The following is a 26074-nucleotide window of genomic DNA, read 5'->3' on the forward strand; positions in this document are numbered from 1 at the left end:
TGTTTACGCTTTCATGATAGCCTCAAAACACAGATGAAAAAAGGCACCCGACTTTTGATTGCGTTTACATTTTTTTGTTTCATTGGGGAAAGGTATCATTATTTTGGATTTTCCATATCGTGGGGCACTGATTAATTTCGATTTTCTGCTATAATGAATGTGAGGTGAACATCATGTATAAGCTTCTGGCCGCAGATGACGAAGAGGATACGCGAGATACGTTATGCAACTGCTTCCCTTGGGAATCGATAGGCTTTACCGTTGTAAAGCAAGCCGGCAACGGGTTGGAGGCGCTTTCTTACCTGCAGGCGAATCCGGTGGATGCGCTGCTGTGCGATATCAGGATGCCGGTGATGTCGGGGCTGGAGCTGTGCAAGCATATTCACGAGCGGAAAATGGGGGTTCGGGTCGTGCTGCTCAGCGCGTATCGCGATTTTGAATATGCCCGGGAGGCGATGACATACGGAGTCTCCCACTATATGCTGAAGCCGGCGAAGTATGACGATATCGTCCATGTATTTACCCAGCTTAAAAGCACGCTGGACGAGACGAACTACAGCCTTGCAGCGCAGGGAACGGAAATGGACGCTTCGCTTCCGGGCTCCGCAGACCCCGTCATTTCCAATATCGTGAAATGCGTGAACCAGGACTACCGCACCGTTACGCTGCAGCAAGTATCCGAAATGGTGGAGATGAATTCAAGCTACGTCAGCGTATACTTCAAGAAAAAGACGGGGATTCATTTTTCCGAATACATCTTGAAGGTGAGAATGGAGAAGGCCGCCGAGCTGTTAAAACACGGACATATGAAAGCGTTTGAAGTCAGCGAAGCGGTAGGTTATGCCAACCCCAAAAACTTCATCAGAGCGTTTAAGCAATTTCACGGCACAACACCGGGGCAGTTTAAAAATGGACGTTAATTTGAAGCGGCCGCATATCGGCCGGTCGTTAAAGATCAAATTTTTCATCAACAACTTGAGAAATATTTTGGCTCTTTGCTTAATTCCGCTGCTGCTGCTCGGTTCTTTATCGATTGTCATATCGCAGCGGTACACGCGCGTCGATGCCGAGCAAAATCAGGAAAAGCTGCTGAATCAATATAACGAGTTATTTCAGGTCGTCGCATCGGAGCTTGATTCCCTGAGCCTGTCCTTTAATACGAATCCCAAAATTGCCGACAAGCTCCACAGTATTCTTTCCAAACCCAATTATTCCTATGAGGATGTGGAAGCGCTATATTATCTCAGACATATTGTCGATGTGTCGGCCAATTCCAAACCGTACGTCCACTCGATTTATGTGTATTACCCGAATGATCAAATGCGGTTTCTAAGCTCGCGCGAAGGGCTGGTCAACCTGAAGTCTTATCTGGATAAAAGCTGGTTTGAGAGCTATGAGAAGCTGTCCGATACGTCGGGATTCGCCACGGAAGTACGCAGCTTGCAAAATTACGCTTTTGAAAATGTCCCCACCCAAGTCGTGAGCATTTACAAATTAATAACGGACCGGAACAATGGCGGCAAAAAGGGAGTTATTGTCTTGAATTTGTCTCCCGACTATTTTGTCAAATCGTTCCCGTCCTTAAGCGAATACCCGAACCGGAGCTTTTATATAACCGACGATCATAACCGGGTGATCATGCAATCCGGCGGCTCGGATGATGAGCGGATGCTTTCGGCTTTGGAGCTGCCGGGCCAATACGATACACTTCAGCTGGACAACGGAATTTATCATTTAACCGTCAAGAAAGCACCGCGGCTCAATTGGAATTTAATCTCTATCGTCCCGCGTAAATCGTTATACAGCCTGTCGCACACATTAATCGTCATCACTTGTCTGCTGTCGCTTGCAGCTTTGGTCTTGTGCGCGCTGGCTGCCTTATGGCTGACAGGAAAAAACTACCGTCAAGTATACGGGATTATTCACACGCTCGAATCCGCGGATGCTCCCGATCAGATCGAGCCCGTCCACAATAAAGAGCATGATATTTACGCGTTCATTATTACCCATATTCTGGAAAGCTTTCTTGAGCAAAAATATTTGAAAATACAGCTGTCCGAACGGTCTTACCGGATGCAGGCTCTTGAATTCAGAGCGCTGCAATCTCAAATTAACCCTCATTTTCTATATAATACGCTGAACTCGATATACTGGAAAACGATTCAACTGACGAATTCCACGAACGCCCCCAGCCGCATGATCGAATTGCTGACGGCTATTTTGCAGTATTCCCTCGATTCCCGGGCGAAGGTCGTCCGGCTGCGGGAGGAAATTGCTCACATCCGCAGCTATGTCGAAATTCAGCACATCCGTTATAAAGACAGGTTTCATGTCATTTGGGACAAGACCGAACCTTTTAACGATTGCGAAGTGTTGAAGCTAAGCCTGCAGCCGCTGCTGGAAAATAGCATCCAATACGGGATGGAGCATACGTCCCGCCTGCTCGTTAAGTTTAAATTCCGCATGCAGAACGGCACGCTCAAGGTGACGATTATCGACAACGGGGGCGGAATCGGCAAGGAACGCCTCGCGCAAATCCGCTCCGGGCTAGCTTCCGACGAGGAACCCGGCCGGCATATCGGACTGAGCAACACCAATAAACGAATCATGCTGCAGTATGGGGAAGCCGGCGGAATCCGGATGCTCAGCAGGAAAAGATGGGGCACGGCGGTTACCCTGCACTTTCCGCAGAATGGCTGATCATCCGGGCAATCGACTATCCCTTCGCGTATGCAGCTCATGTTTTAACGAAAGCACCGAATGCCACTCCTGAAAAAATGGTTCATGGAGTGGCTTTTTGTCATATTTCCCATCAGAGCCGGCTTGTTGGCTTGCCCGCTCCCTAACCGACCGGCGTGTATCCGAACCATCATGTTTCACTCTTGCTCCGGTCGTAAAGTCGAAATGGGAGTTTTTTCCCTGCTACAAAACCGATCCGGCATCCGTCTTATAAGCGAAAGGGGGGACGGCGGCAACATGGAGGAAGGCGCACAAGTACCCGAACTGTTCCAGCGCTTGTTCCGGGAGCATTACCCCGGGGTGGCGCGGAAGCTATATGCGTTGACCGGCGATTATGCGGCGGCGGAAGATTTGGCCCAAGAGGTGTTCCTGCGGCTATACCGAAATCCTCCGGACCGCCTGGAGGCCGTCGGTGCTTGGCTGCACCGGGTGCTGACCCGGGTGGGCTACGATTATTTGAGACAACGGTCGTCGGGCAAGACGTTATTGGAGAAAGAAACCGCCCGCGTGGCGGCTTGGTCGGAAGGCGCCGCCCCCTCGGGAGAGACGGAAGTCATCCGCGAGTGGGAAAAAGACGTGGTCCGCCGGGTGCTTCAGAAGCTCTCGGACCGGGACCGGACCGCCCTTCTGCTTCGGGAGGAAGGGTACAGCTACGAGGAAATTGCCCTCCGGCTGGAGGTCAACCCGAAAATCGTCGGCACGCTGCTGGCCCGGGCGGAGGAACGGCTGAAGAAGAAATACGGACAGGAGGAGGAGCGGCACGATGGCGGACGAAGACAAGCGGACCGGCGGGGAACCGATTTTTGATACAGACCGCGCTTGGGATCGGTTCGAGAGGCTGGCGGCCCGGGAGCCGGTTCCGGCGTTTTGGAGGCAGGCGCCCGAAAGCCGGCTTTCGGGCGAAACAAAGGTTGAGGCGCGATTGGATGGGAATCAAGATGATCATGAAAAGGATGGTGCGACCCGTATGAAACAGACGGAAGCATTGCGAGCGACGCAAGAGGCCTCGGTTGTCGGGGCGACGGGAGCTGCAAGCGCGACAAGGGGAAAAGGGCCGGACGGCGCCTGGCGGACGGAGAGACCGGCGAGGCGCCGGCTTCGGAGAATTGCCGCCGCAGCCGCCGCAGCCGTTATGGCCGTCGGCCTGATCGCCACTCCCCTGGGCGATCGGGTGCTGGCCGCCATGCTGCAAACCTTCCGCATCCAGCACATGGTCGGAGTCGGGATCTCGGCGGATGATATGACGGCCATCTCCGACCTGCTGGACCGCGGCTCACCCGATGGAGACCGGAGCTTCAACCTGGCCCAATACGGCACTTTAACCCAATCGGGCGGCGGGAAATCCGGCACCGTAACCTGGGAGGAAGCGGAGAAACGGATGGGTGCCCCCCTGCTCCGGCTCGAGAATTCCGCCGACCCAACCTACCAGCCGGACACCACGCTGATCTTCCACCTGAACGTGGAGGCGGTCAACCGGCTGCTCACCCGTTTGGGCAGCACCACCACCCTTCCTGCCGAGGCGGACGGCAAAGCCATCCGGCTGCACATCCCGGACGGTATCACCACGGAGGGGACCTTGTCAGGCAAACCGGTGCGGCTGCTCCAATTCGGCAAACCGGAGCTGACGGTGGAGGGCGGTATCGATGCGGCGACCGTCCGGGGGGCGATATTGGGGCTGCCCGTACTGCCGGACAGCCTGCGAACCAAGCTGGCCGCCATCGGCGATTGGCGGAGCACCCTGCCGGTTCCGGCCCCGGACGGCGTGACCACCACCCTTCGGATGGGCGGACATGATGCGGTCATGACCACGAACGGCCGGAAACGTTATTTGCTCTGGCTCGACGGTGAGCGGATAAACTTGCTGAGCGGCGATCCGAAGGATTTCCCTGCGGAATCCGCCTTCAAGCGGGCCGCAGAGGAGCTTGTCCGACCATGATGATGATTGATACGGAGCAATTGACCAAAACCTACAACGGCCACGGCGGCTGCCGCGGCATCACCCTGCAGGTTCCGGAGGGCTGCATCTTCGGCCTGCTGGGTCCCAACGGTGCCGGCAAAAGCACCTTCGTCAAAATGCTGGCCGGCCTCCATCGCCCCGATTCCGGGCGGGCCACCGTGCTGGGGCTGCCCCTGGGCCGGCCGGAGGCACGGCGCAAGCTCGGGTATTTGCCCGAGCTGTTCCGCTTTCAGGATTGGTTGACCCCGGCGGAGGTGCTCCGCTTCCATGGCCAGCTGGGCGGGCTGCGTCCGCAGGAAACGCGGACGCCCGCCTTCCGCAGCCGAATCCGGGACACGCTGGAGCTGGTCGGACTGTCCGAAGCCGCGGATCGCCGGGTCGGCGGCTTCTCCAAAGGGATGCAGCAGCGCCTCGGCCTGGCTGTCGCCCTGCTCCTGGATCCCGAGCTGGTGATTTTGGACGAACCCGCTTCGGCTCTGGACCCCGTCGGCCGCTACGAGGTCCGCAGCCTGCTGAAGCGGCTGCGGGGCAGAGGCGTGACGATTTTCCTCAACACTCATTTGCTCGAGGATGTGGAGGAGCTGTGCGATGAAGCCGCCTTCCTGTATGGAGGCGAGCTGCTGGCAGCGGGCCCCCTGCACAAGCTGCTCGGCGGCATCGATGGCAGCGAGGCAGGCGGTGCCAACTGGCGCTTCCGGCTCGGCGGCTGGCTCCCGGACACATGGGCGGAGCTAAGCGACGCCAGCGGCGGGACCGTCCCCTCGCTGCTGCGCCTGGTCGAGGCCGATGAGAGCGGCAACGCCCTTCTGACCGCCCGCGTAACGGACCGGGAAGAAGCCGGCTACCTGTGCCATCTGTTCATCCAAAACGGCCTGACGCTCTACGAATCCGGCCCCGAGCCGAACAGCCTGGAGGCCTGGTTCCTCCGGATGGCTGAGTCCCGCAAAGGAGGAGTCCCGCAATGACCCTGTACATCTCCGCCACCTTCAAAGAGCTGACCCGCAAGCGGGTGTTCCTGGTCACGCTGATTCTGACCTTCGTCTTTCTGGTCTTGTTCGCCTTGGGGGTTCGGGAGCTGGCCGGCATATTCGGGCAGAATCCGGCCTCCCCCGCCGAGCGATTGCTGAACAGTATGATGCTGATGGTGCTGGGGCTTTTTTTCGCTCAATTCCTGGCGGCCTTCTTCGTGTTCTTCTCGACCATGGGAACCGTCACCGGCGAGCAGGAGAACGGCCTGCTGCTGGCCGTCGCCGCCCGCCCCATCCCCCGCTGGAAGCTGTATATGGCCAAATGGCTGGGCCACGCCGTCTGGATCACCGTGTACAGCTCAGCCCTGTTCGTTTCCGTGGTATGGGCCGTCCACAGCCAGACCGGCTTTCCCGTATTGGCAGGGGACCTGCTGCGAGGGCTCGGACTTTTTCTCTGGATGCCGCTCCTTCTCCTCACGTTGACGATGCTCGGTTCCGTTTATTTGCCGATGCTGGGGAACGGGATCTGCGCCGCCCTGCTGTACGGGTTTTCCCTCTTCGTCGGGCTGATCGAAGGGATATCGAGCTATGGAGGAGCCCCTCCGGCATTGGAAAAAGTCGTCTTTCTGACCGGGCTGCTCCTTCCTACGGACTCGGTCTACCGAAGAAGCCTCTACGAGCTTATGGGAGGAGCCGATTGGGCCGGCTTGGCGACGTCCGACATGGGGCCTTTTTCCATACCGAGTGTTCCTTCGAATGCCTTCCTTCTGTATACGATGGGGTATGCGGCGGTTCTGCTGCTGCTCGGATGCCGGGCGTTCAGCCGGAAGGACTTGTAGGAGCTTAACCCTCCCGGTGGGCCATGCCCCGGAGCAGCCTGGCCCAAACCGCGGCGTTCCCGTGGAAGGGGTCGCGGACGGCAGGGACATCGTGTACCACATTAGCCGAAACCGACAGCTGCACCAAGTAGATGTTTTGTTCAACTTATGTAGATTGCAAAATTTGATCTTAAACACCGGGCGGAATAAGCAATAATGCTCATTGCTGTTCGAGCCGCAGCATAGGCTACCCGACCGGTGGCGGGGGATTTCCGAGTGCTGTATGTCCAGCGTGCATCAGTCCCCCGTCCATTGCAACTGCCCTAATTGGCGCCGCATACCGGTTTCATGAATGTAACGGTTGCAGGTGAGCTTATTAGGGCTAGATACCTGACGTCAGAACTGTAACGGTTGCCAGAGTGGTTATTTGTGAACTTTCATCGTTTTGAGGGGGACATGATGAGAAATAAGCTCTGGCATAACCGTTAGAATTCAAAAATGGTGTTTTTGAGCCGAATAAGCTCTGCCGCAACCGTTAACCTGCCCGTATATATGACGTACATGCCATCAAGGTTTCTGTAGGCATACCCTTTGCCGGATTTTTCAACGTGCAAAATTGAATTGCCGCCGTGGCAGTAGAAAAACCACGGCACTCCGGATGCCGCGGTTGGAGAATGTATGGCCGATTAACGAGTGAGGAGAAACTCTCTGGGGGATAAACCGGTAATCCGCTTGAAATGCCGGTTCATATGACTTTGATCCGCAAACCCCAGAACGGCGGAGATTTCCGCCATCGTCAAGCCGCGGCTTTGAATGAGGGATTTGGCTTTGTCGATGCGGATATTGATGAAGTACTGATGCGGACTAAGTCCGGTTGCCAGCTTGAAGAGGCGGCTCAAATAAGATTGGCTCATATTGGCCACGGCCGCCAATTCCTCCAAAGATATTTCCCGCTCCATGTTGGCGTGCATATATTCTACGACGCGCGAGACCTGCTGTTCGGTCATTTTATTGGGCAAGGCTGTCCGCTTTTTTGAGGAGGTGGCATAATTTTGCAGCAGATGGACCGTCAGCAGATTGGCCAGCGAGTCGATATAAAGCTTGCCGCTTGCTCCTTCGCTTTGAAGCTCGTCCAATAACCACTGGCTTAAATGAAACAGCTTCGGGTCGTTGAATCGCAGCTTGTGATTCAGTTCGACGTTCCCGCCGGAGGCCGCAAATTCAGAATGATCGGCAACTTGCTTCACAAATGTGGGATCAAGCTCCAGACGGAGAAAAGAAAGTTCATTCTCCCACCTGCAATAGCTCATCTCTCCCGCCGAGAAAATGTTGATATCTCCGGGGCGGGCGACCCCCTCTTCATTTAATCCGTCGCCTCGTTCAAACACCTTAACCGGCCCGGGAGTCGTATGAAGGACGATGAGATGCTTGGATAACGACGGCTCATACGCTTCCTGAGGGGCGATCCCTTGCCATTTGGAAAGGGAAATATGATCCCATCCCAGATTGTCGCTGCTTAGCAAAGGTCCGTTTCGAATCGGTTTATTTTCTACAATAACTGACGGTTTCCGCATAGCGGTTCCCCTCCACTCGTGTTCGTGCCGATAAGCGCATTATAAATGCAATGATTTTATTGTAAGTTTTAACAAGGATTCCCGTCAATCATTGTTTGAACGATAACCGATAAACGAGAAAAAGCACCCACGACCAATGATCATGGGTACCGGCAATGCACGTCTTCGTATGCTTCGTGAAGAGGGGATCAAATCCGCGCGGGGCGCTCAGAATGCGCCGCCGCCTGCGCCGATGTTCTGGCCGGTCACCCAGCGCCCGGCATCGCTTGCAAGAAACACGGCCGCATCGGCGATGTCCCCCGGTTCGCCGATCCGGTTGAACGGCGACATCGCAGCAGCCGCGTCGCGATAGCGGTCCTGCATCATGTCCGTTTCCGTCGGACCGGGTGAGACCGCGTTTACCGTTATCCCGCGTTGGCCCAGCTCCCAGGACAAGCTCCGCACGAACTGTTCCACGGCTCCTTTGCTTTACTTGAGCGCCTCCGCAACGTTGGCATCGAGGGACATCGCGGCGAACCAGTTCGGATACAGCGGTGTCGGACGCGTCAATCGATCCAGCGTCGCGAGCTGCTCCGCCGGCAAATTCAGCTCGACGGCGCGCAAGTTGTCTTCCAGCTGAGACAATTTGCTCGAGCCAACAAGCACGCTGCTGACTTGAGGCTGGGCAAGCAGCCATGCAAGCGAAATTTGCGCCGGCGTTGCACCGTGTTCGTGGGCTAATTCTCGAACCGAATCCAATACGCTAAAGCCCCACTCCTTGTCATGCGGAAAAAAATCGAAGCCGCTCAGCCGGTTGCTTGGATCGTTCAGATTATCCCGGGTATATTTGCCGCTTAAGAAACCGCCGGCCAGCGGGCTCCATACGGACAGCCCGACGCCATTGTTTTTCATGAAAGGGATCGTTTCATGCTCGATGTCGCGGCCGACCAAGGAATAGTACATTTGCCCGTTGATAAAGGAGGCCCACCCGCGTTCGCGCTGCATCTGAACGGCTTGAGCGGCCATCCATGCCGGCCAGTTGGAATAGCCGATATAGCGCACTTTGCCTTGCCGGACCAGATCGTTCAGCGCCTCGAGCGTTTCTTCGAGCGGGGTGAACGGATCGGTTTTATGAACGATGTACAAGTCGATATAATCGGTATTTAACCGGGCTAAGCTCGCCTCGCACGCAGCGAACAAATGCTTTCGCGACAGTCCGGCTTGGACCAGGCCCGGGCCGTTCCGAAAGCCCGCTTTGGTGGCGATGACAACCTCCTTCCGCCTTGCCTGAAGCAGCCGTCCGAGTATCTCCTCGCTTTGTCCGTCTGCGTAGCCGTCCGCCGTATCGAAGAAATTAATTCCCGCTTCGAGCGCCCGTTCCACCAGCTCCTGCGCATGATCTTGCCCTACCTTATATACGCTCGGAATGTTTCCCGAACCGAACGTCATGGCCCCGAAAGCCAGCTTCGATACGATCAAACCGGATTTGCCCAATTGCACATATTTCATTTTTCTCTGCCTCCATGGAATAGGATTATTTTTCTTGACTTAAGTGTATCGCTTGGCAGTAGCTCTTTTCTTGAATAAAACAACCGGGAATTTGTATAAAATGCTCATTTCGTTATTGGATTTACATGTTTTGGATTCATCTATTTTGGAATAATATTTATATTTAAATGCCCGGAAACAATGGAGGTACAAGTGGTACATTTCATTCAACAACTTTTGAATCAATACGGATATTTCATTCTGGCTGCAGCTCTCATGCTTGAGCTTTTAGCGCTTCCACTGCCGGGCGAAATCCTTATGACATATACAGGACTTATGATATTCCAAGGACATTTCAATTGGATTTTGAGCATCTTGACCGCAGGTTCAGGCGCATCGCTTGGGATGACGATCTCCTATTGGATCGGCTTTAAACTGGGTACTCCCTTTTTTGAAAAGTACGGTGCAAAGATCCATCTGGGGCCTGACAAATTAAAGAAAACGTCGGAATGGTTCGAACGTTATGGCAACAAACTGTTGATCATTGCTTTCTACATTCCCGGAATTCGGCATTTCACGGGATATTTTTCCGGAGTTACACGGATACCGTTTCGTACGTACATGATTTTTGCCTATTTCGGAGCTTTTTTATGGGCGGGAACATTTATATCGTTAGGTAAAATCCTCGGTCCAAAATGGGAGCAATTTCATCATAGTATCACCAAATATTTGCTCCTAGCGGGGATTATCTCGGCGTTGACTTTCATAGTTATTTATACATATAAAAGATATAGAAGCCAACTTTACGGGGTGACGGTAAAAGGACTGAACAGAGGGGTCAAAACGTTTCATTCCTTAGGCAAAGTAAAGTTTCTGGTTTTCATATCTTTCGGGGTATTTCTAGCCCTTTTTATTATGATGGCAGGTTTGGTTCAAGATTTCTTGGCCAACGAATTCGTTGAATTTGACGCGATAACCTCGTACATCGTCCATGCATTATTCGATGAGCGTTGGGCGGTATGGATGAATCGTTTCGCCTTTCTTGCTTCGGTTCAGGTGCTTTTAACGACAGCGGCTTTCGTGTTTGTCTGGATTTGGTTAAAAGGAAAAGACCGGCTGCTGGAAACAGGATTTTTATTGTTTGTCCTCATCGGCGGCGAAATATGGGATGAAGGTTTGCGAAGGCTTTTTCATCGAACCGGACCAATGAACCTTATCAATACGTTTCCGAGCGAACAGACATTCATCACCATGATTTTCTTGGGATTTGCGGCTTATCTTTTCGTGCGGCACCTGAATATCGCTTGGCTTCGAACGGGTGCGTTTGTGTTTGTTATCGCCGTTCTGTTTCTTGTCGGGATCAGCCGCATATACTTCGACATTCAGTATCCGAGCGATGTGGCGGCGGGATATGTATTCGGCGGCGTTTGGCTTAGTCTCAACGTCGTTCTGCTGGAAATTTTCCGGGTTTTAAAGCGAGTAAGATAAACTTTATCACGAATGCGAGGTGACGAACGGAGGTTATGTCCGATACTGCAAAAAGAAGGCTTTTTAAAATGAACCCCGTTATTGTCGTACTTGGGTTTGTCAGCTTTTTTACCGACCTGTCCAGCAATATGATCGTGCCCATACTTCCGCTGTATTTAACCGCCGTATTGCATGTTCAGGTCGGATCGATCGGCATCATTGAAGGAATTGCGGAAAGCACGGCGAGCATTTTAAAGCTGTTTTCAGGGTGGATTACGGATCGCACCGGCAAATACAAACTTCTGATGTTCATCGGTTATGGATTATCGAATTTGACAAAACCGTTATTTGCCTTAAGCGCCACGTGGGGGCAGGTGCTGATGATTCGATTTTCAGACCGCTTCGGAAAAGGAATACGCACATCCCCGCGCGATGCCTTGGTCGCCGACTCCGCCACAAAAGAAGAGCGAGGCAAAGCATTCGGATTCCGCCGTGCCATGGATGCGCTTGGAGCTGCCCTCGGACCGCTGGCTGCATTCGGTATTCTCGCATTATCTGCAAATAATTACCGTCTCGTCTTTTGGCTTTCGGTCATACCCGGATTGATCGCAGTTGCTCTTATCGTATTTTTCCTGAAAGAAAAAAAACAGGGTAAAGATCGAAAGGAAGCCGCTCCGCCGAAACTGACCTTTCGAAATTTAAATCGCCGCTTCATAAGTTTTGCTCTGATCTCCACTCTCTTTGCCGTGGCTAATTTCTCCGATGCGTTTTTGGCGCTGCGGGCACAGGACGCCGGGATGCTTCCCGCGCTCATTCCGCTTGCTTTTTTTGCCTTTAATATGAGCAGCAGCATTTTTTCAATGCCCGTCGGCATGCTGTCGGATCGCATCGGCCGCAGACCCGTGCTTATTTCGGGGTTTGTTATTTTTGCGGTCATTTATTTTGGGTTCGGCATGGCTAAGAGCGCGGCGTGGATCTGGGCGCTGTTCATTTTGTACGGACTGTATTACGCCTTCACGGATGGAATACAAAAGGCTTATATTGCCGATATTGTTCCTGAAGGGCAGCGCGGCACCGCAATGGGCACTTATAATGCAATGATCGGCATAGCCGCGCTGCCTGCAAGTATTATCGCCGGGTACCTCTGGCAAACCTTCGGACCCATGGCCGCCTTTGGCACCAGCAGCGTTATTGCTTTGCTCGCGGCAATATTGATGATTATTTACCGTATATAGACAATACTTCATTTCAACCTTCTCATCTTTGCTTTTCTTGTTCGGCGACTGCCTCACTCTTCTCCAAACGTACCGCAGCATTCCGAATCCAGCTGAGCAGCTTGGCATCCTGATACGGAGCGGCTATAAAGGACAAGCCCACCGGCAATCCGTCCGCTTGATAAAATGGCATCGTTACTTGAGGCAGTCCCCCCAAGCAGGCAATGCAGGATAATTTCATTACTCGGGCCCGCATGCCCTCAATGATATCGCTGGCAAGACCGATGCTCGGAGCAGTGCAGGGCGCAGTCGGAATGACCAGCAGTCCATCGTCTCCAAGCATATTCGCAAGCGAATCCTTAATGGACTTACGTACGGGAACGAGCCGATCGTAGTCGCTTTTCGTCAGCGTGCCGGTCCATTCGAACCTTTCGGCGATTCCGGGGCCGAACCGCGGCCGATGCTTTCTGATCCATTCGCCGTGAGCGGACCATATTTCGTAGCCCTGCAGCGTCCGGAACGTGTTCACCCAGTCCGCCAACCCCCGTGGAGCCAGCTCGATCCGGCTGCAGACCGTCTCGTCTTCCAGCACCCGCAGCGGCCGGAGCAGCGCCTCCCGGCAGGAAGGATCCGCCACGTCCCATGCATCCGTCGCCACGAACAACCGCCGGAAGCCGCCGCCGGGATGTGCAGCCTCCCGACCCAGCAGCGCGATGCCGACCTTCCATAACGTGTCGGCATCGCGCGCCATCCACCCGACCGTATCGAAGCTTGCCGCAAGCGGAATAACCCCGCTCACCGGAATCAAGCCGTGAGTAGGCCGAATCCCGTACAGTCCGCAATAAGCGGACGGGATACGCACGGATCCGCCGGTATCCGTTCCAAGGGCGAAGTCGGCGAGCTCCGCCGCCACCGCAACCGCGGACCCGCTGGACGAACCGCCCGGAATACATCCGGCAGCTCTCGGATTTACCGGCGTTCCGTAATGATGATTTTCTCCGTTCAGGCTGAACATCAGCTCGTCGGTGTGCGTCGCTCCCCGAAGGCGCGCCCCCGCCTGCAAAAGCCGGTTCACCGCCGCCGCATGCTGCCGAGCCGGTTCATGGGTCGCCAGCCAGTCGGGATTTCCCGCCGCATTGACGTGCCCCTTCACGGCAATGACATCCTTGACCGCAAACGTCAAATTTTCCAGCTCCCCGTGTCCGTCGGGCCCAACAAACAAATGCTCGTCTATATAGGCGTTCCAGTTATTAGCCATCCCTTTTCCTCCGCCTTCCTGTCCCGTCCGGCTTTGATCAGCTTCGGCAGATTGAAGGATGCCTGTGCTGCCAAATTTCCGGATTACCCCCCAACCTTAATACGTTAGATTTTATTACATCAAAATTCGTGCAAACAAGGGATCGGACCAGGTTTTGTAACTCGGCACAAAGGATCAAACTATTTTTGTAAATGCGCCCCACCCACCTTACCAGCCGATTGCCGCTCCGTCGCAGCGCGGGTCGGATCCGCCAATCCGAAAACCGCTTTCGTCAATCAAGATCGCCTGCGCATGGCCGACCACCCCGTCGTAATCGCCTACCATGCGCACTTTATGCCCCGCCTGAGCGAGCCGTGCCGCAACCTTTTCGCCGATCCGGCTCTCCAGACGGAGCTCCTGGCTTTCATCTCCCCAGGTCCTCCCCCATACCCAGCGAGGCTCGTTGATCGCCGTTTGAGGGTCCATACCGTAATCGACCATCCGCGTCAGCAGCGCCGTTTGGGTTTGCGGCTGCCCTTCGCCTCCTTGCGTTCCGTACAGGAGATACGGCTTGCCTTCACGAAGCGCCATCGCCGGCATGAGCGTGTGGAATGTCCGCTTGCGCGGCTCCAAGCGGTTCACATGGCCGGGGTCCAGCGAGAAATAGGAGCCGCGGTTTTGCAGCAAAATTCCCGTATCCCCGGCAACGACGCCGGAGCCAAACTCGAAGTACAAGCTTTGTATAAACGACACCGCGTTGCCGTCTTTGTCGACGACCGCGGCATACGCGGTGTCGCTGCCCAGCCGCTCCGGCTCCAGCGTGAGCGCACGATCCATCGCGATCTGCGAGTACAGCTGCCGGCAATAGCTTTTATCCAGGAAGGAGGCCAGCGGAATATCGGCAAATTCCGGATCCGTCAGGGTACGGTTGCGGTCCCGGAACGACAGCTTTAACGCTTCGATAAGGAGATGATAATATTCGTACGAGCCGTGTTCCACTCCGCCGAAGTCGCAATTTTCGATGATTTGGGCGGCCATGATCGCCGTAAATCCTTGCGAGTTGGGCGGCAGCTGGTACAAATCCAGGCCCCTGTAGCTGCCCGCGGCCGGAGTAACCCAGCTGCCCGCATGATCGGCGAAATCTTCGGCCGCCAGCAAGCCGTTTCGCTCCCCGAGAAACGAGACGATTCGTCCCGCCAGCTCGCCTTTATAAAATTCGTCGCGGCCTTTAAGAGCAATTTGCCGCAGCGTTTGCGCCAGCTCCTTCTGCACGAAGCGGGCCCCCGCTTCCGGCACCTTGCGTGCCGGCAGGTATATGCGGGCCGTAGACGGCTCCGCCGCCAGCACATCCCGCCTTAAACGCGTATCCTTATGCTGGTCCGGGGAAAGCGGAAAGCCTCCTTCCGCGTAGGCGATCGCCGGCTCAAGCACGTCGGCGAGCCGCATCCGCCCGTATTCGCGCAGAACGGCATCCCAGCTGTCGACCATGCCGGGAACCGTAACGATGCTGCGAATTCCCCTTACCGGTATGGAGGCTTCCCCGGCAAAAAGCTCGATGGCGGCCCCGTATCCCGAACGCCCGCTTCCGTTATAGGCCCTAACGGCGCGTTCCTGCGAATGATACATCAACCAGAACGAATCCCCGCCGACCCCGGTCATATGCGGGTAAACGACGGCCAAGCACGCGCTCACCGCAACGGCGGCGTCAAAGGCGTTCCCGCCTCTTTCCAAAATCCTCGCGCCTGCGGCAGAGGCAAGGGCATGCGGGCTGACGACCATAACCGAAGCTCCGCTCATCGCTTTTTCCATTCGGCTCACCCCTTTTTTTATCAACTAACCTTACAATATCCCCGCGCTTTGGGGGCGTCAATTCCTATGATTTATATTTGTAAAATAATACAATTGAAACCCCGCCTCATTGTAAAATCATCAATAACTTCCGTGAAACGACAAAAAGCCTTGATAGATCAAGGCTGAACGTCGGTTAAATATTCGTTTGCTTTCCAGCGGGATGACATGGAAACAGGCAGCTGACCTTCTCTGGGCTGAAAACAGGACCACTTCTCGACCGATTTCATTGTCCTGTTCCAGAATGATTCGATGTCGGCAAAAGATAGCGGCTTTCGATCCCTATTTTCGTTGGAACGGATCGCCATCAAGCGAACTTTATCCGCCAAGTTTTCTATAGCCGTATGCATAATTTGTTTACCATAATCCGATTCCGCTTTTCCCGCACTCTCATGCAGGGCAAACCTCGAGACGGCATCTTCGCCCGCAGGCATCACACTCAAATCGATCAAATCCGGGCGGATCGACAGCAGAGCGGAAATCTCATATTGTCCGGCGTGGTCGCCGGAAAACCGTTCCGCAGTCAGCTCAAAGTCGGTGCCATACCAGACATTTATATCAAATTCTTTCATGAAGGCGTCGGAAACGACTTTTAAATCCTCCTGATGCGCTCCGCCATGGCCGGACAAAGCGATCACAGCTTTAAACCCTGCGTTATAAAAAGCGCGAAGCTGGTCCACATACAATAAGAAAAATGTTTTTGGGGAAATCGACGTCATAAACGGATTTTGCTCCCCGACATTGTCCTCCAGCCATCTGGCTGACGGACCGGCTTCGTGAATATGGTAGCCGACGGCCGGGGCAATGATGCCCCCGGCGATTTTCGCCGTTTCCGTACATATGTGCACAGCTTTCAAACTATCCAGGCCTAAAGCGCTGATGGGTCCGTGAGGTTCGCACAATCCGATGGGCAGATACACCACCGGGCATTCAGCTTGCCTTGCTTTAAACTCGGATGGAAGCAGTTCGGGCCAGTGCAGCTTAGACATTCCCGTTCGCCTCAATTCGCTGCGTAGCTCTTCTTTCCTGATAAAAATTTTTTATCCATCGATGCCGGTAAAGAAGCCGGTTGAACACGTCTGCCGGCAAAGGAGGTCTTTTCGCCGATTCGATATTGGCCTTGGCATGCTTCAGGCTTTGCAGCGAGGCCAGCGCCACCGTTACCCCGGGATGGGAAAGTACGAATCGGATCGCCAGGTCGGCCAAGCTGATTGCATAATCGGGAATGAACGGACGGAGCCGATCTACTTTTGCGATATACCATTCTCTGGGCACGGCGTCAAAATATCTATGACGATAATCCGAGACATCAAAAGTAGTCTCCGTTCGAATTACACCGGCCAGCCCCGCCTCATCCATAATGCAGCGGGCAATAACAGCCACACCGTGCTTTTGGCACAATGGAACAAGACAATCGAAGGCCTGGGAGTCGAATATATTGATTATTGTCTGTATAGAGTCAATTAATCCGGTTGGAATCAAATGAAAAGCAAGTTCATGCCGATGGTCGGGAACGGATATGCCGATATAACGGATCTTGCCTTCCTCCTTAAGCCTGAGCAGCTCCTCCATCCAGTAATCGCTTGCGTCCCAAGCCCAGTATTGGTGCATTTGAAGCAAATCTATCGTTTCCACTCCCAAATTTCGCAGCGACTCTTCGGCGCTTCTGCGAATGGCCCCTTTAGGGTATGTCGTTTCAAGCGGAAGCGGGTATTGCCAGCCCATCCCCGGATAAGCGCCGGCAGGAGCGGCAGCTGCCAATGCTTTCGTTGCAATAAAAGGCTTGGGGCCCGCCCATTGTTTCAAAGCTTTGCCGATGATTTCTTCCGAGCGTCCGTAAGCCCTTGCCGTATCGATGAAGTTAACCCCTTCCTCCCATGCGGTATGAACAGAACGAATCAGCTCCCCCTCATCCCGCTCTCCAAAAACTCCCCCGAGTCCCATAGCTCCATACGCCAATCTAAACAGGTTGGAATCCGATCGAAAATTGCTGATCTGCATGACAGGAACGCCCCTTTTGGTTGTGGAATGTTCGTTCACCTTTAATAATTGTTGTAAGCAAGCTCGGAAGTATGGAAGCCGCAAAATACCGGGAAGTTTTTCGCCAGCTTGGCGATTTCCTCCGGCGGCACCGTTTCCAGCTCCGTCAGTCTTCGCATTCTGGCTTTCTCCGCCATCTCCTGGAAGGAAATGATCACATCGATTTTTTTGTAAAGCTCCGGACCCCATCTCGTTCCGAAATCAATATGCCGTCTTTCGTCGATAAGATCGAATTCAACCGTAACTGCGGATAGCACATCCCCGAATTTCCAGAACGCCTCCGCCGATTTACGCTTCTTCTTGAAGCCGCACGCTTCCCCAAGCATGGTTAAAGACGAATACAGCTCCGTAAACTGCTGTTTGACGTCATCTTTGCCGGGACCGGTTAACCATTTGAATTGATCGACCGTATACCCCAATTGTTCCAATCTTCTCATGCCCATCTGGCTGTGACGGAACTCATCCCACATATGACGCGCCATATCAAAATAAAACGGCAGCGGCATATGATCGACGTAATAATAAATGGTAGATAAGGTTTCGCCCGCAAAAATTTCCGTGGCATAAATGTAAATCATTTGTTTGACGCTGTCGTGCAGCACGGACATGCTCGAATCGGAATAAGACTGAATCGGCTTTTCCCCTTGGTACCTCGGAAACCTCGGCTCCAGCTTTGCTTTCTCGGGAAGCGGTCCCGCCGGATTTTTCGCGATGGTTACAGGCCAAATGATGGCATCGGCACCGCTTTGATGCCTGGCATTCGTTTCGAAAGCTTGCCATACAGCGGAAATGTAAGATTCCCATTCCATCATCAGCAGCGTCTCTTCCTCGCTATTGGAAGAAGCGAACTGTACTTGACGCCATACCCACCCAAGCATCGTTTCCCGCTCGACGAAAATAAATGTAATTTGATCGATTGTCGGCAGGTTGAGAATAGGGTCCAATCGAAGCATCAACGCATCATACTGCTCATACAGTTTTTTCAAAACGAAATGATAGCTGAGGAAAAACGTTTTTTCGTCAGGGGCTGCGAAAATTCTTTCCATCGCTTCGTTCGTCAAATCCGGAATCCATTCTTTCTCGCCCAATCCGCCGGGAAGCTCCTGAATACGTTCGTATAAACATTTTACATTTCGATTGTGCAGGTATGCGTAACGTCCCAAGGTCATTTTTTGCTCGTAAACCGGAATGGCCGGGATCCAGCCGCCGATCAATTTCGACAGCTTCAATTCCTGCCATAAAAGATGCTTCAATTCATTGGCCGTATCTACCGGTCTAAGAAAGCGCTGTCTTAACGGACTTCGGTCCGCATCGGTTTGCTTCTTCTCCAGGCCTTCGAAATCTTTCTCGTCTTTCATACCAATACCTCCGTAGTGAAAAAGTGATAAACGAACTTGCTACATCCAATGTAGCAAAAGTTCGGCAGCACTTCTTCAACGAAGACATGCTGAAAGTTATAACATTGTACGCTTCTTCCGGTACTCCCGCGGGGACATCCCGTAATGTTGACGGAAATGGGTTATAAAATATTGAAGCGTATCATAACCGCATTCGTAAGCGATATCCGTAACCGATTTGTCGGTATGGCCGAGCAAATAAATAGCCGCTTGCATACGCAGCCGGTGAATAAACTGATTCGGCGTCACCCCGGTGACCGCTTTAAACTTCTTATAAAAAAACGTCCGCTTCTTCCCCGTCAGCATAACCAGCCGCTCCATGTCGATATTTTGCGTAAAATTCATCAACACGTATTCAATCGCTTTGATAATGCTTTGATCCATCTCTTCATTAAGCTTGTCCGGCCGGCTTCCCAGGCTATGGCGCAAAATATGAACAAGAATATCGATCAAGTACATAAACTGTTTGCTTTTCCAGCCTATGTTCTTTTCCTGTTCCTCGTTTACGGCTTTGGAGGCGAGTTTTTGGATCGCTTTGGCGCATTCATCATCCCCCGCTATGTAAGGAGATATCGCTTCCACCGCATAAAAAGGGGTTAAAAGCTTATAGCCGTCGGGAATAAGACGGGCGATCGAAGGAGAATACAAAATGCTGACCCATTGAATTGGCTTTTCCGGGTCTTTTACCAAATTCCAATGCGGTTCAAATGGCCGGAACAAAAAAACATCTCCGGGCCGGCCGTCATATTGCCTGTGCGTCAGCTGAAACCGCGCTTCATTATGTTGAAGCACATGGATTTCCAAAATATCGTGAATATGCAATTCATGTTCTTCAAGCATCCCTGTTTTCGTTTGAAATACGAAATCGTTCTCAAGTATAAATTGTTCGAAGAACACGTAAAACATCTCCCCTTTTCTTTTTACTTTATCACACTTCTTTATCCAGACTAAAAAAATAACATCCGCTCCACGGAGCGAATGCCTGCATAAGTTCATTTCATCAGCCTTTTATTGCACCGTCGGTTATTCCCCGGATAAAATATTGCTGAGCCAAAATAAATACGGTGAGAAGAGGAATTAACGAGAGTATGATTGCGGCGCTTAAAGTGCCGAAAGCCCAGGATTGAGCCTCGCTTCGAAGCATGGTTATCCCCACTGGCAAGGTCCAATTGATATTATCGGAGACCAACGTCCGGGCGAACATGAATTCTTCCCAAATCTGTATTGCGCTAAAAATAAATACGGTAGCCAGACCGGGCTTAACAATCGGCAGCATGATGCGGTACCATGTTTGAAAAACCGTACATCCGTCCATTAATGCCGCTTCTTCGATCTCTTTGGAAACTCCTCTATAATTGCCTCTCATGATCAATATAGCCAGCGGCAAATTTAACGTAATATAAGGCAAAATAAGTCCGAGCTTGGTATTGATAAGCCCTGATTTGCTTTCCATGATATAAATCGGAACCAGATACACGGCCCATGGAACCGCCATAATTAACAATAAAAACCCGATAAACAAAACATCCCCTTTAAATTTGAAACGCGCAAACCCGTATCCGCTCATACTGCTTAATAAAACGACGGCAGCTACACTGACTGCCGTTATACTGATACTGTTCATAAAGTACATGCCCAAATTTACGGATCCTTGAAAAATATGGATATATTGAACCAAGGTCCATTCCTGCGGAAGGATTCGAACGGCACCGTAGATATCCTGATCGCTTTTTAAAGAAGTGAGTAAAATCCATATAAAAGGGGCTATAAACAGTAAGCCTATCAAGCCGGATATGACATAAAGTATGAAACGCGACATAATCGGTTATCCTTCCTTGTATCATGTGAGGTTTTTGTCCCTGTTAAGCACGAATATATTTAGACCGCTCGCAATAAGCACGAGAAGCGCCACCACGTAAGCTATAGCCGAGCCGTAACCCATTTCATAAAATTCAAACGAAGATCGCCACGAATAAAAATACAAGGTGGTCGTGGCCCCGGCGGGCCCGCCATAAGCCATGACAAACGGCTGCTCGAATACTTTAATGCTGTTCATAATCCCCCAAACCCCGGTGACGATAAAGGTTTCCTTCAAATTGGGGATGGTCACGTAAATAAATCGATGCCACCAACCGGCGCCGTCAATTTTTGCCGCTTCGTACAAGTCCCCGGGGATAGCTTGCAAACCTGCGATAAACAGGATCATAACAATTCCCGAGTATCTCCAAACACTGACCAATATGATAGAAAATAACGCCACATCGGGATCCCCGAGCCAATTTTTAATCAAATACGGAAGGTGCAGCAAATCCAACACATGATTTACAATTCCAAACTTAAAATTTAAAATCCATTGAAAGATGACTCCCGTTAATGAAAGTGCGACAATGATCGGCAGGAACACAACGGTTCTGAGCAGTTTCATGCCGCGCAGATCGGATGTCACGAGGAGTGCTACGAGCAGGGAGAAAGAGATTAACAAGATAAAAAAGAACGTGGCGAAAATGAGCGTATTTTTTGCCGCATTCCAAAATTCGGGATCGGAAAGAAGTTTAATATAGTTGCCGAGTCCGATAAACACAGGTTTTTCTGAATATACAAAGTTAAATTCCGTTAAGCTTAAATAAATCGAATTCAGCAGCGGATACAGCATTAATAAACTAAGCAGCAGCATGGACGGCGCAATAAATACTCCAAGAAAGAGAACCTTCGTACGCAAACTCGAAATCATATCGACTATTCTCCTTTTATTGGATCATATGAACGTTGAGCGCTTTAAAACCTGTTGACAATTTAGCGGCCGTTTCATCGACCGATTGACCGGACGTGAGCATCTTGGATACTTCCCGATGAATCAGCTCCGTAATTTTGCCCTGCTCTTGATACAAAGGCTCGCTTTTGGAATTGTTCATAACGGCGAGCAAGCTCTTTATTCCTGGGTCCAAGGCATCGTAATATTCGCTGATGACCGGCAGCTTGCCGAATTTCTCCGCCGACCATTGCTGTCCGTAAACGTTAAGCAGCTGCTCCTGGATGAATTGTTTGGCCAGTTCGGTATTTTTCGAAAGTTTAGGAATGTACATGCCATGCGTAAATATTATACTTCCGCTCGTATCCGTCCCCGGAAGCGGAAGATTGACGACCTTCCCCTTGCCCAGCACGGCTTCCGTTTCCTGAGTTCTCGAGCTTGCCGTCCATAGCATACTGACGGTTCCCGCCTTCAAGGCGTTGCGCCCCGCATTGGCATCGATTAATCCGTCGGATGGTCCATAGCCGTCTTTAATTAACTTTTGCCAAAACATTAACAGATCCTTGGCTTTGCCGCTTGTAAAATCAATTGTTTTTCCGTCATCCGATAAAAACTTTCCGTTATTGGTTCCGACGAGGCCCGAATAATAATTCAAATTAATAAAATTCGCCGCCAAATCAACCGCCAAGCCATAACGGACTGTTTTCCCGTTATCCGTCTTCGTCAGCTTTTTGGCAAAATCATAAAGCTCGTTCCAATCTTTGGGAGCTTTCGGTTTTCCGTTCGAGTCAACCAATCCGGCTTCTTTCATGTGATCCACGTTAACGTTTAAGCTGATCGCTTCACCGAGCAGAGGCACGGCATACTGCTTTCCTCCGAATTTCCCTTGATCCAGCAGCGATTTGACAAACTTGTCTTTACCGATCTTGGAGAAGAAAGCTTCATCGAATTCCGTTAAAAAACCTTTGGCTACATAAGGGGAAAGGTCTGCCGGCGATCCGCCGAGCGCCAAGTCAAAACTCGTTTTTCCCTGGGACCATTGAAGCAGGTACGGATCCGCCTCGCCCTTGTCCGGAGCCGGCTTAATTTCAACCTTTACGCCCGGATGAGCGTCCATGAATTTTTGCGCGGCTTCCTTTAAAGGCCACTTATCGATAATCCAGGCCTGCGCGGAAATGACCAGCGTTTTATCTTTATACATGTCGCCTTCCGTTTGTATTCCGGGATCCGTAGATTTATTAGCATTATTTGCAGGCGAATCGAGATTTGAACAGCCTATCATGTTTGTTGCCAACACCAAACCAAAAGCCGCAGCCACCCATTTTCTTTTCATTTTTTCCCCTCCCCAAAATGTAACCGCTTAATCATTCTAATAGAAAGCGTTTTCTTATTTTTAATAAACCCATTATAACAAACGGACTATGTGAATTCTTAAAATAACTCAACCTAAAAGTTATAAAATTGTACGCAATTTTCTTTGAAACGACACGGAATTCGTTCAAAAAAAGACCATAAGAAACATTGGCGTTCCAATGTTCCTTATGGTCTGTCTTCTTTTCCGGCATCAGCTGTAGGCCAGTTCCATTATTTTTTGCTGATTGGCTTCTTCGCGGGCTAATTCGCCCTTTTTCGCGCCTTCGTGCATAACGATGACCCTGTCGCTCATTCCCAAAATTTCGGGAAGCTCGGAGGAGATCATGACGATCGCTTTGCCCGTTTGGGCCAATCGGGACATCAGCTTATGGATTTCCGATTTGGCGCCGACATCGATTCCCCTTGTGGGCTCATCCAAAATAAGAATATCCGGATTGTTTAACAGCCATCTGGCCAGCAAAACCTTTTGCTGATTGCCTCCGCTCAGATTTACGATCTGCTGGTCGAGGCTCGGCGTCTTGATGTTTAACCGCTCCACAAATAACGCGCACATATCGTCGACCAATTTTCGATTGATTAACTTTGCTTTATTCAAATAGCTGTCGATGCTGGAAACGATCATATTATCCCTGATCGACAAGGGAAGAAGAGCCCCCGTAATTTTTCGGTCCTCCGTCAGCAAGCCGATTTTGTGCTTTATCGCGTCGCGAGGAGAAGTGATATGGACCTTGCGGCCGTCAACCCAAATTTCCCCTGAGTCGGGAGGATGGATGCCGAATATGCTCTCGATCACTTCCGTTCTGCCGGCCCCCATCAACCCTGCGATTCCCAGAATCTCCCCCTTCCTCACATCAAAGCTGATGTCCTTGAACTTACCGTTTCGGGTCAAATTTCGTACGGACAACACCACGTCGCCGATTTCCGCTTCGTCCTTATGGAACACCATCTTGATTTCCCGGCCTACCATCATCTGAATCAGCGATTCCTGATCCAGCTCGCCCGCCGCTTTCGTACCTACGTATTGTCCGTCCCTGAATACGGTAATATCGTCGCAAATCCGGAAAATCTCGTCCATCATATGCGAGATATAGATGATCGAGACCCCTTTCGCTTTCAGGGATCCGATCATGCGGAACAATTGCTCGACTTCTTTGTCCGTAATGGCCGAGGTCGGTTCGTCCATGATGATCAAATCCGCATCGTAGGAGATGGCCGCAGCGATTTCCACCATCTGCGTATTCGCAATGCTGAGATTTGCCATCTTTGTATTGGGGTCCAAATCGATGTGTAACGTTTCGAACAGCTTTCTCGTATCCTCGATCATTTTCTTTTTATTGATCCAGCCGAAACCGAACGTTGCTTCACGTCCCAGAAAAATATTTTCCGCCACCGTCATTTGGGGCACGGGGCTCAGCTCCTGGTGAATCATGGAGATCCCTCTCGCCAAGGCGTCCTTGGAGCCGGCAAGTTTGATTTCCTCGCCTTTAAACCTAATCGTGCCTTGATCGGGCGTATAAATGCCGAAAATGATTTTCATCAATGTCGATTTGCCGGCGCCATTTTCCCCCATTAAAGCATGGACCGTCCCTTTGCGCACCTTCAATTGAATGTTGTCGAGAGCTTTGACACCCGGAAATTCCTTGGTGATTCCATCCATTTCCAAAATGTACTCCGAACTCATCCCGATCACTCCATGCATCATGTTATATTCCAAGCTTTATCCGAGCTTCCGAACAGCCGCCTGTTAATCAATACCGGGCAACAACCATCTTTTTGCGGGTATAAAATTCGACGCCGTCTTTGCCGTTGGCGTGCAAATCGCCGTAGAACGACTTTTTGTAGCCGGAAAACGGGAAAAACGCCATCGGAGCCGGCACGCCGACGTTAATCCCAAGCATCCCGGCATCGATGTTTTCCCGGAATTCGCGAACGGCCTTCAGGCTTGTCGTGTACAGGCACGCTCCATTGGCGAATTCGGACCGGTTGGCGATGTCGATCGCCTCGCTCAAGCTCTGTGCGCGAACGACCTGCAGCACCGGAGCGAAAATTTCATCGTTCCATATCGTCATACCGGGCTTCGCTTTGTCGAAGATCGTCGGACCGACGAAATAACCTGACGCGCTTGCCGCCTCAGCCTCGCGACCGTCCAGCAAAAGGACGGCGCCTTCCTCCTGCCCTTTTTGGATATATCCGAACGTTCGCTCCTTATGCGACTGGCGAATGACCGGCCCGAGGAAGTTGCCCTTCTCCATGCCGTTGCCAACCGTCAGCTGCTTCGCTGCCGCAACAAGCCGCTCCACCAGCGTGTCTGCGGTATCGCCGACGGCTACGACGACGGAGCATGCCATGCAGCGCTCGCCGGCGGAGCCGAAGGCGGCGTTGACCATTTCCTTGACGGCCAAATCCATATCCGCATCCGGCAGCACGATGGAATGGTTTTTCGCTCCTCCGAGAGCTTGAACCCGTTTGCCGAAGGCGGCGGCCGTTTTATAAACGTATTCGGCCACCGGCTGCGAACCGACAAAGGAGATCGCGCTGATGTCCCGGTGCTCCAGAAGACCGTTCACGACATCATGGGCGCCGTGAACGATGTTGAATACGCCGTCCGGCAGTCCGGCTTCCTGCAGCAGTTCGGCCAGGCGGCAAGCGAGTATCGGCGTCCGCTCCGACGGCTTGAGCACGAACGTATTGCCGCAGGCGATCGCGAGCGGAAACATCCAGCACGGCACCATCATCGGGAAATTGAACGGCGTGATGCCGCCTACAACCCCGATCGGATAGCGGTACATGTTCGATTCGAGCCCCGTGGCGATATCGGGCAGCACGCTGCCCATCATGAGCGTGGGAGCACCGGCCGCAAATTCGACGCATTCGATTCCCCGCTGCACCTCGCCGTACGCTTCCGAATAATTTTTTCCGTTTTCCAGCGTTACCAGGCGGGCAAGCTCCTCCCAATGTTCAACAAGCAGCTGCTGATATTTGAACATGATGCGCGCACGGCGCGGAACCGGCACCCTGCTCCATTCCTTAAACGCTTCTTTCGCAGCGGCAACGGCACGGTTCACGTCTTCCTTGGAAGAAAGCGGTACGCTGGCAATCGCTTCGCCGGTTGCCGGGTTCGTCACGATATCGTGTTTGCCCGAAGATGCGTCCACCCACTGTCCGCCGATAAAATTTTTAATAATTGTTTGTCCCGACATGCTGCTATCCCCCGTTCCACGTATT

22 protein-coding genes are annotated in these 26074 nt (G+C 52.1%); 8 read left to right on the forward strand and 14 right to left on the reverse strand.

The annotated features are described in order from the left end of the window. Positions 1 to 173: 173 nt before the first annotated feature. The 6 genes from MYS68_RS24625 to MYS68_RS24650 all read left to right on the forward strand — a co-directional run bounded on the left by MYS68_RS24625 (position 174) and on the right by MYS68_RS24650 (position 6503). The gene (locus MYS68_RS24625; protein ID WP_248928374.1) at positions 174 to 920 is read left to right on the forward strand and encodes a response regulator transcription factor; all 747 of its coding nucleotides are present in this window, start codon (positions 174 to 176) and stop codon (positions 918 to 920) included. Then, positions 910 to 2700: a sensor histidine kinase gene (locus MYS68_RS24630; RefSeq protein ID WP_248928375.1), complete on the forward strand. Its 1791-nt coding sequence runs from the start codon at positions 910 to 912 to the stop codon at positions 2698 to 2700. The genes MYS68_RS24625 and MYS68_RS24630 overlap by 11 nt, the downstream gene beginning before the upstream one ends. Before the next feature lie 276 nt (positions 2701 to 2976). Then, positions 2977 to 3546 carry a sigma-70 family RNA polymerase sigma factor gene (locus tag MYS68_RS24635; protein ID WP_248928376.1) on the forward strand — a complete coding sequence of 190 codons (570 nt, stop codon included), beginning with the start codon at positions 2977 to 2979 and terminating at the stop codon, positions 3544 to 3546. After that, positions 3503 to 4675 carry a hypothetical protein gene (locus tag MYS68_RS24640; protein WP_248928377.1) on the forward strand — a complete coding sequence of 391 codons (1173 nt, stop codon included), beginning with the start codon at positions 3503 to 3505 and terminating at the stop codon, positions 4673 to 4675. The genes MYS68_RS24635 and MYS68_RS24640 overlap by 44 nt, the downstream gene beginning before the upstream one ends. Further along, positions 4672 to 5661 carry an ABC transporter ATP-binding protein gene (locus MYS68_RS24645; protein ID WP_248928378.1) on the forward strand — a complete coding sequence of 330 codons (990 nt, stop codon included), beginning with the start codon at positions 4672 to 4674 and terminating at the stop codon, positions 5659 to 5661. Before MYS68_RS24640 ends, MYS68_RS24645 begins: the two co-directional genes overlap by 4 nt. Then, the gene (locus MYS68_RS24650) at positions 5658 to 6503 is read left to right on the forward strand and encodes an ABC transporter permease subunit (RefSeq protein ID WP_248928379.1); all 846 of its coding nucleotides are present in this window, start codon (positions 5658 to 5660) and stop codon (positions 6501 to 6503) included. The genes MYS68_RS24645 and MYS68_RS24650 overlap by 4 nt, the downstream gene beginning before the upstream one ends. Before the next feature lie 665 nt (positions 6504 to 7168). Here MYS68_RS24650 and MYS68_RS24655 read toward each other — a convergent pair. From MYS68_RS24655 to MYS68_RS24665, 3 genes are all read right to left on the reverse strand, one after another. After that, entirely contained in the window at positions 7169 to 8056 is an 888-nt protein-coding gene (locus tag MYS68_RS24655) for a helix-turn-helix domain-containing protein (RefSeq protein WP_248928380.1), read from the reverse strand. A 207-nt stretch (positions 8057 to 8263) separates the two neighbouring features. Beyond that, positions 8264 to 8512 carry an SDR family oxidoreductase gene (locus MYS68_RS24660; protein ID WP_338043610.1) on the reverse strand — a complete coding sequence of 83 codons (249 nt, stop codon included), beginning with the start codon at positions 8510 to 8512 and terminating at the stop codon, positions 8264 to 8266. 12 nt (positions 8513 to 8524) lie between these two features. Continuing rightward, entirely contained in the window at positions 8525 to 9544 is a 1020-nt protein-coding gene (locus tag MYS68_RS24665; RefSeq protein WP_248928382.1) for an aldo/keto reductase, read from the reverse strand. Positions 9545 to 9724: 180 nt separating this feature from the next. On the opposite strand from MYS68_RS24665, the gene MYS68_RS24670 reads away from it, so the two are divergent. Next, on the forward strand, positions 9725 to 11011 hold the full coding sequence (locus MYS68_RS24670; RefSeq protein WP_420852156.1) for a VTT domain-containing protein: 1287 nt from the start codon (positions 9725 to 9727) through the stop codon (positions 11009 to 11011). Between the two features lie 68 nt (positions 11012 to 11079). Next, positions 11080 to 12225, forward strand: coding sequence for an MFS transporter (locus MYS68_RS24675; RefSeq protein ID WP_275983516.1), 1146 nt, complete (start codon positions 11080 to 11082; stop codon positions 12223 to 12225). 22 nt (positions 12226 to 12247) lie between these two features. On the opposite strand, the gene MYS68_RS24680 is transcribed toward MYS68_RS24675, so the two are convergent. From MYS68_RS24680 to MYS68_RS24730, 11 genes are all read right to left on the reverse strand, one after another. Continuing rightward, positions 12248 to 13462, reverse strand: coding sequence for an amidase (locus MYS68_RS24680; protein WP_248928384.1), 1215 nt, complete (start codon positions 13460 to 13462; stop codon positions 12248 to 12250). 207 nt (positions 13463 to 13669) lie between these two features. Beyond that, positions 13670 to 15250 carry a gamma-glutamyltransferase gene (ggt, locus tag MYS68_RS24685; protein ID WP_248928385.1) on the reverse strand — a complete coding sequence of 527 codons (1581 nt, stop codon included), beginning with the start codon at positions 15248 to 15250 and terminating at the stop codon, positions 13670 to 13672. Positions 15251 to 15408: 158 nt separating this feature from the next. After that, the gene (locus MYS68_RS24690; protein WP_248928386.1) at positions 15409 to 16278 is read right to left on the reverse strand and encodes a creatininase family protein; all 870 of its coding nucleotides are present in this window, start codon (positions 16276 to 16278) and stop codon (positions 15409 to 15411) included. After that, the gene (locus MYS68_RS24695; RefSeq protein WP_248928387.1) at positions 16271 to 17290 is read right to left on the reverse strand and encodes an aldo/keto reductase; all 1020 of its coding nucleotides are present in this window, start codon (positions 17288 to 17290) and stop codon (positions 16271 to 16273) included. The genes MYS68_RS24690 and MYS68_RS24695 overlap by 8 nt, the downstream gene beginning before the upstream one ends. A 41-nt stretch (positions 17291 to 17331) precedes the next feature. After that, on the reverse strand, positions 17332 to 18687 hold the full coding sequence (locus tag MYS68_RS24700) for a ferritin-like domain-containing protein (RefSeq protein ID WP_248928388.1): 1356 nt from the start codon (positions 18685 to 18687) through the stop codon (positions 17332 to 17334). A 96-nt stretch (positions 18688 to 18783) separates the two neighbouring features. Next, positions 18784 to 19623 carry a helix-turn-helix domain-containing protein gene (locus MYS68_RS24705; protein WP_248928389.1) on the reverse strand — a complete coding sequence of 280 codons (840 nt, stop codon included), beginning with the start codon at positions 19621 to 19623 and terminating at the stop codon, positions 18784 to 18786. Positions 19624 to 19726: 103 nt separating this feature from the next. Next, positions 19727 to 20545, reverse strand: coding sequence for a carbohydrate ABC transporter permease (locus MYS68_RS24710; RefSeq protein WP_248928390.1), 819 nt, complete (start codon positions 20543 to 20545; stop codon positions 19727 to 19729). A gap of 21 nt (positions 20546 to 20566) precedes the next feature. Continuing rightward, on the reverse strand, positions 20567 to 21457 hold the full coding sequence (locus MYS68_RS24715) for a carbohydrate ABC transporter permease (RefSeq protein ID WP_248928391.1): 891 nt from the start codon (positions 21455 to 21457) through the stop codon (positions 20567 to 20569). A 16-nt stretch (positions 21458 to 21473) separates the two neighbouring features. Beyond that, the gene (locus tag MYS68_RS24720; RefSeq protein ID WP_248928392.1) at positions 21474 to 22808 is read right to left on the reverse strand and encodes an extracellular solute-binding protein; all 1335 of its coding nucleotides are present in this window, start codon (positions 22806 to 22808) and stop codon (positions 21474 to 21476) included. A gap of 231 nt (positions 22809 to 23039) precedes the next feature. After that, the gene (locus MYS68_RS24725) at positions 23040 to 24530 is read right to left on the reverse strand and encodes a sugar ABC transporter ATP-binding protein (RefSeq protein ID WP_248928393.1); all 1491 of its coding nucleotides are present in this window, start codon (positions 24528 to 24530) and stop codon (positions 23040 to 23042) included. A gap of 67 nt (positions 24531 to 24597) precedes the next feature. Then, positions 24598 to 26049 (reverse strand): CoA-acylating methylmalonate-semialdehyde dehydrogenase, encoded by a 1452-nt coding sequence (locus MYS68_RS24730; RefSeq protein ID WP_248928394.1) that lies wholly within the window; start codon positions 26047 to 26049, stop codon positions 24598 to 24600. Positions 26050 to 26074 lie beyond the last annotated feature (25 nt).

The organism is Paenibacillus hamazuiensis (assembly GCF_023276405.1).
Taxonomy (GTDB): domain Bacteria; phylum Bacillota; class Bacilli; order Paenibacillales; family NBRC-103111; genus Paenibacillus_AF; species Paenibacillus_AF hamazuiensis.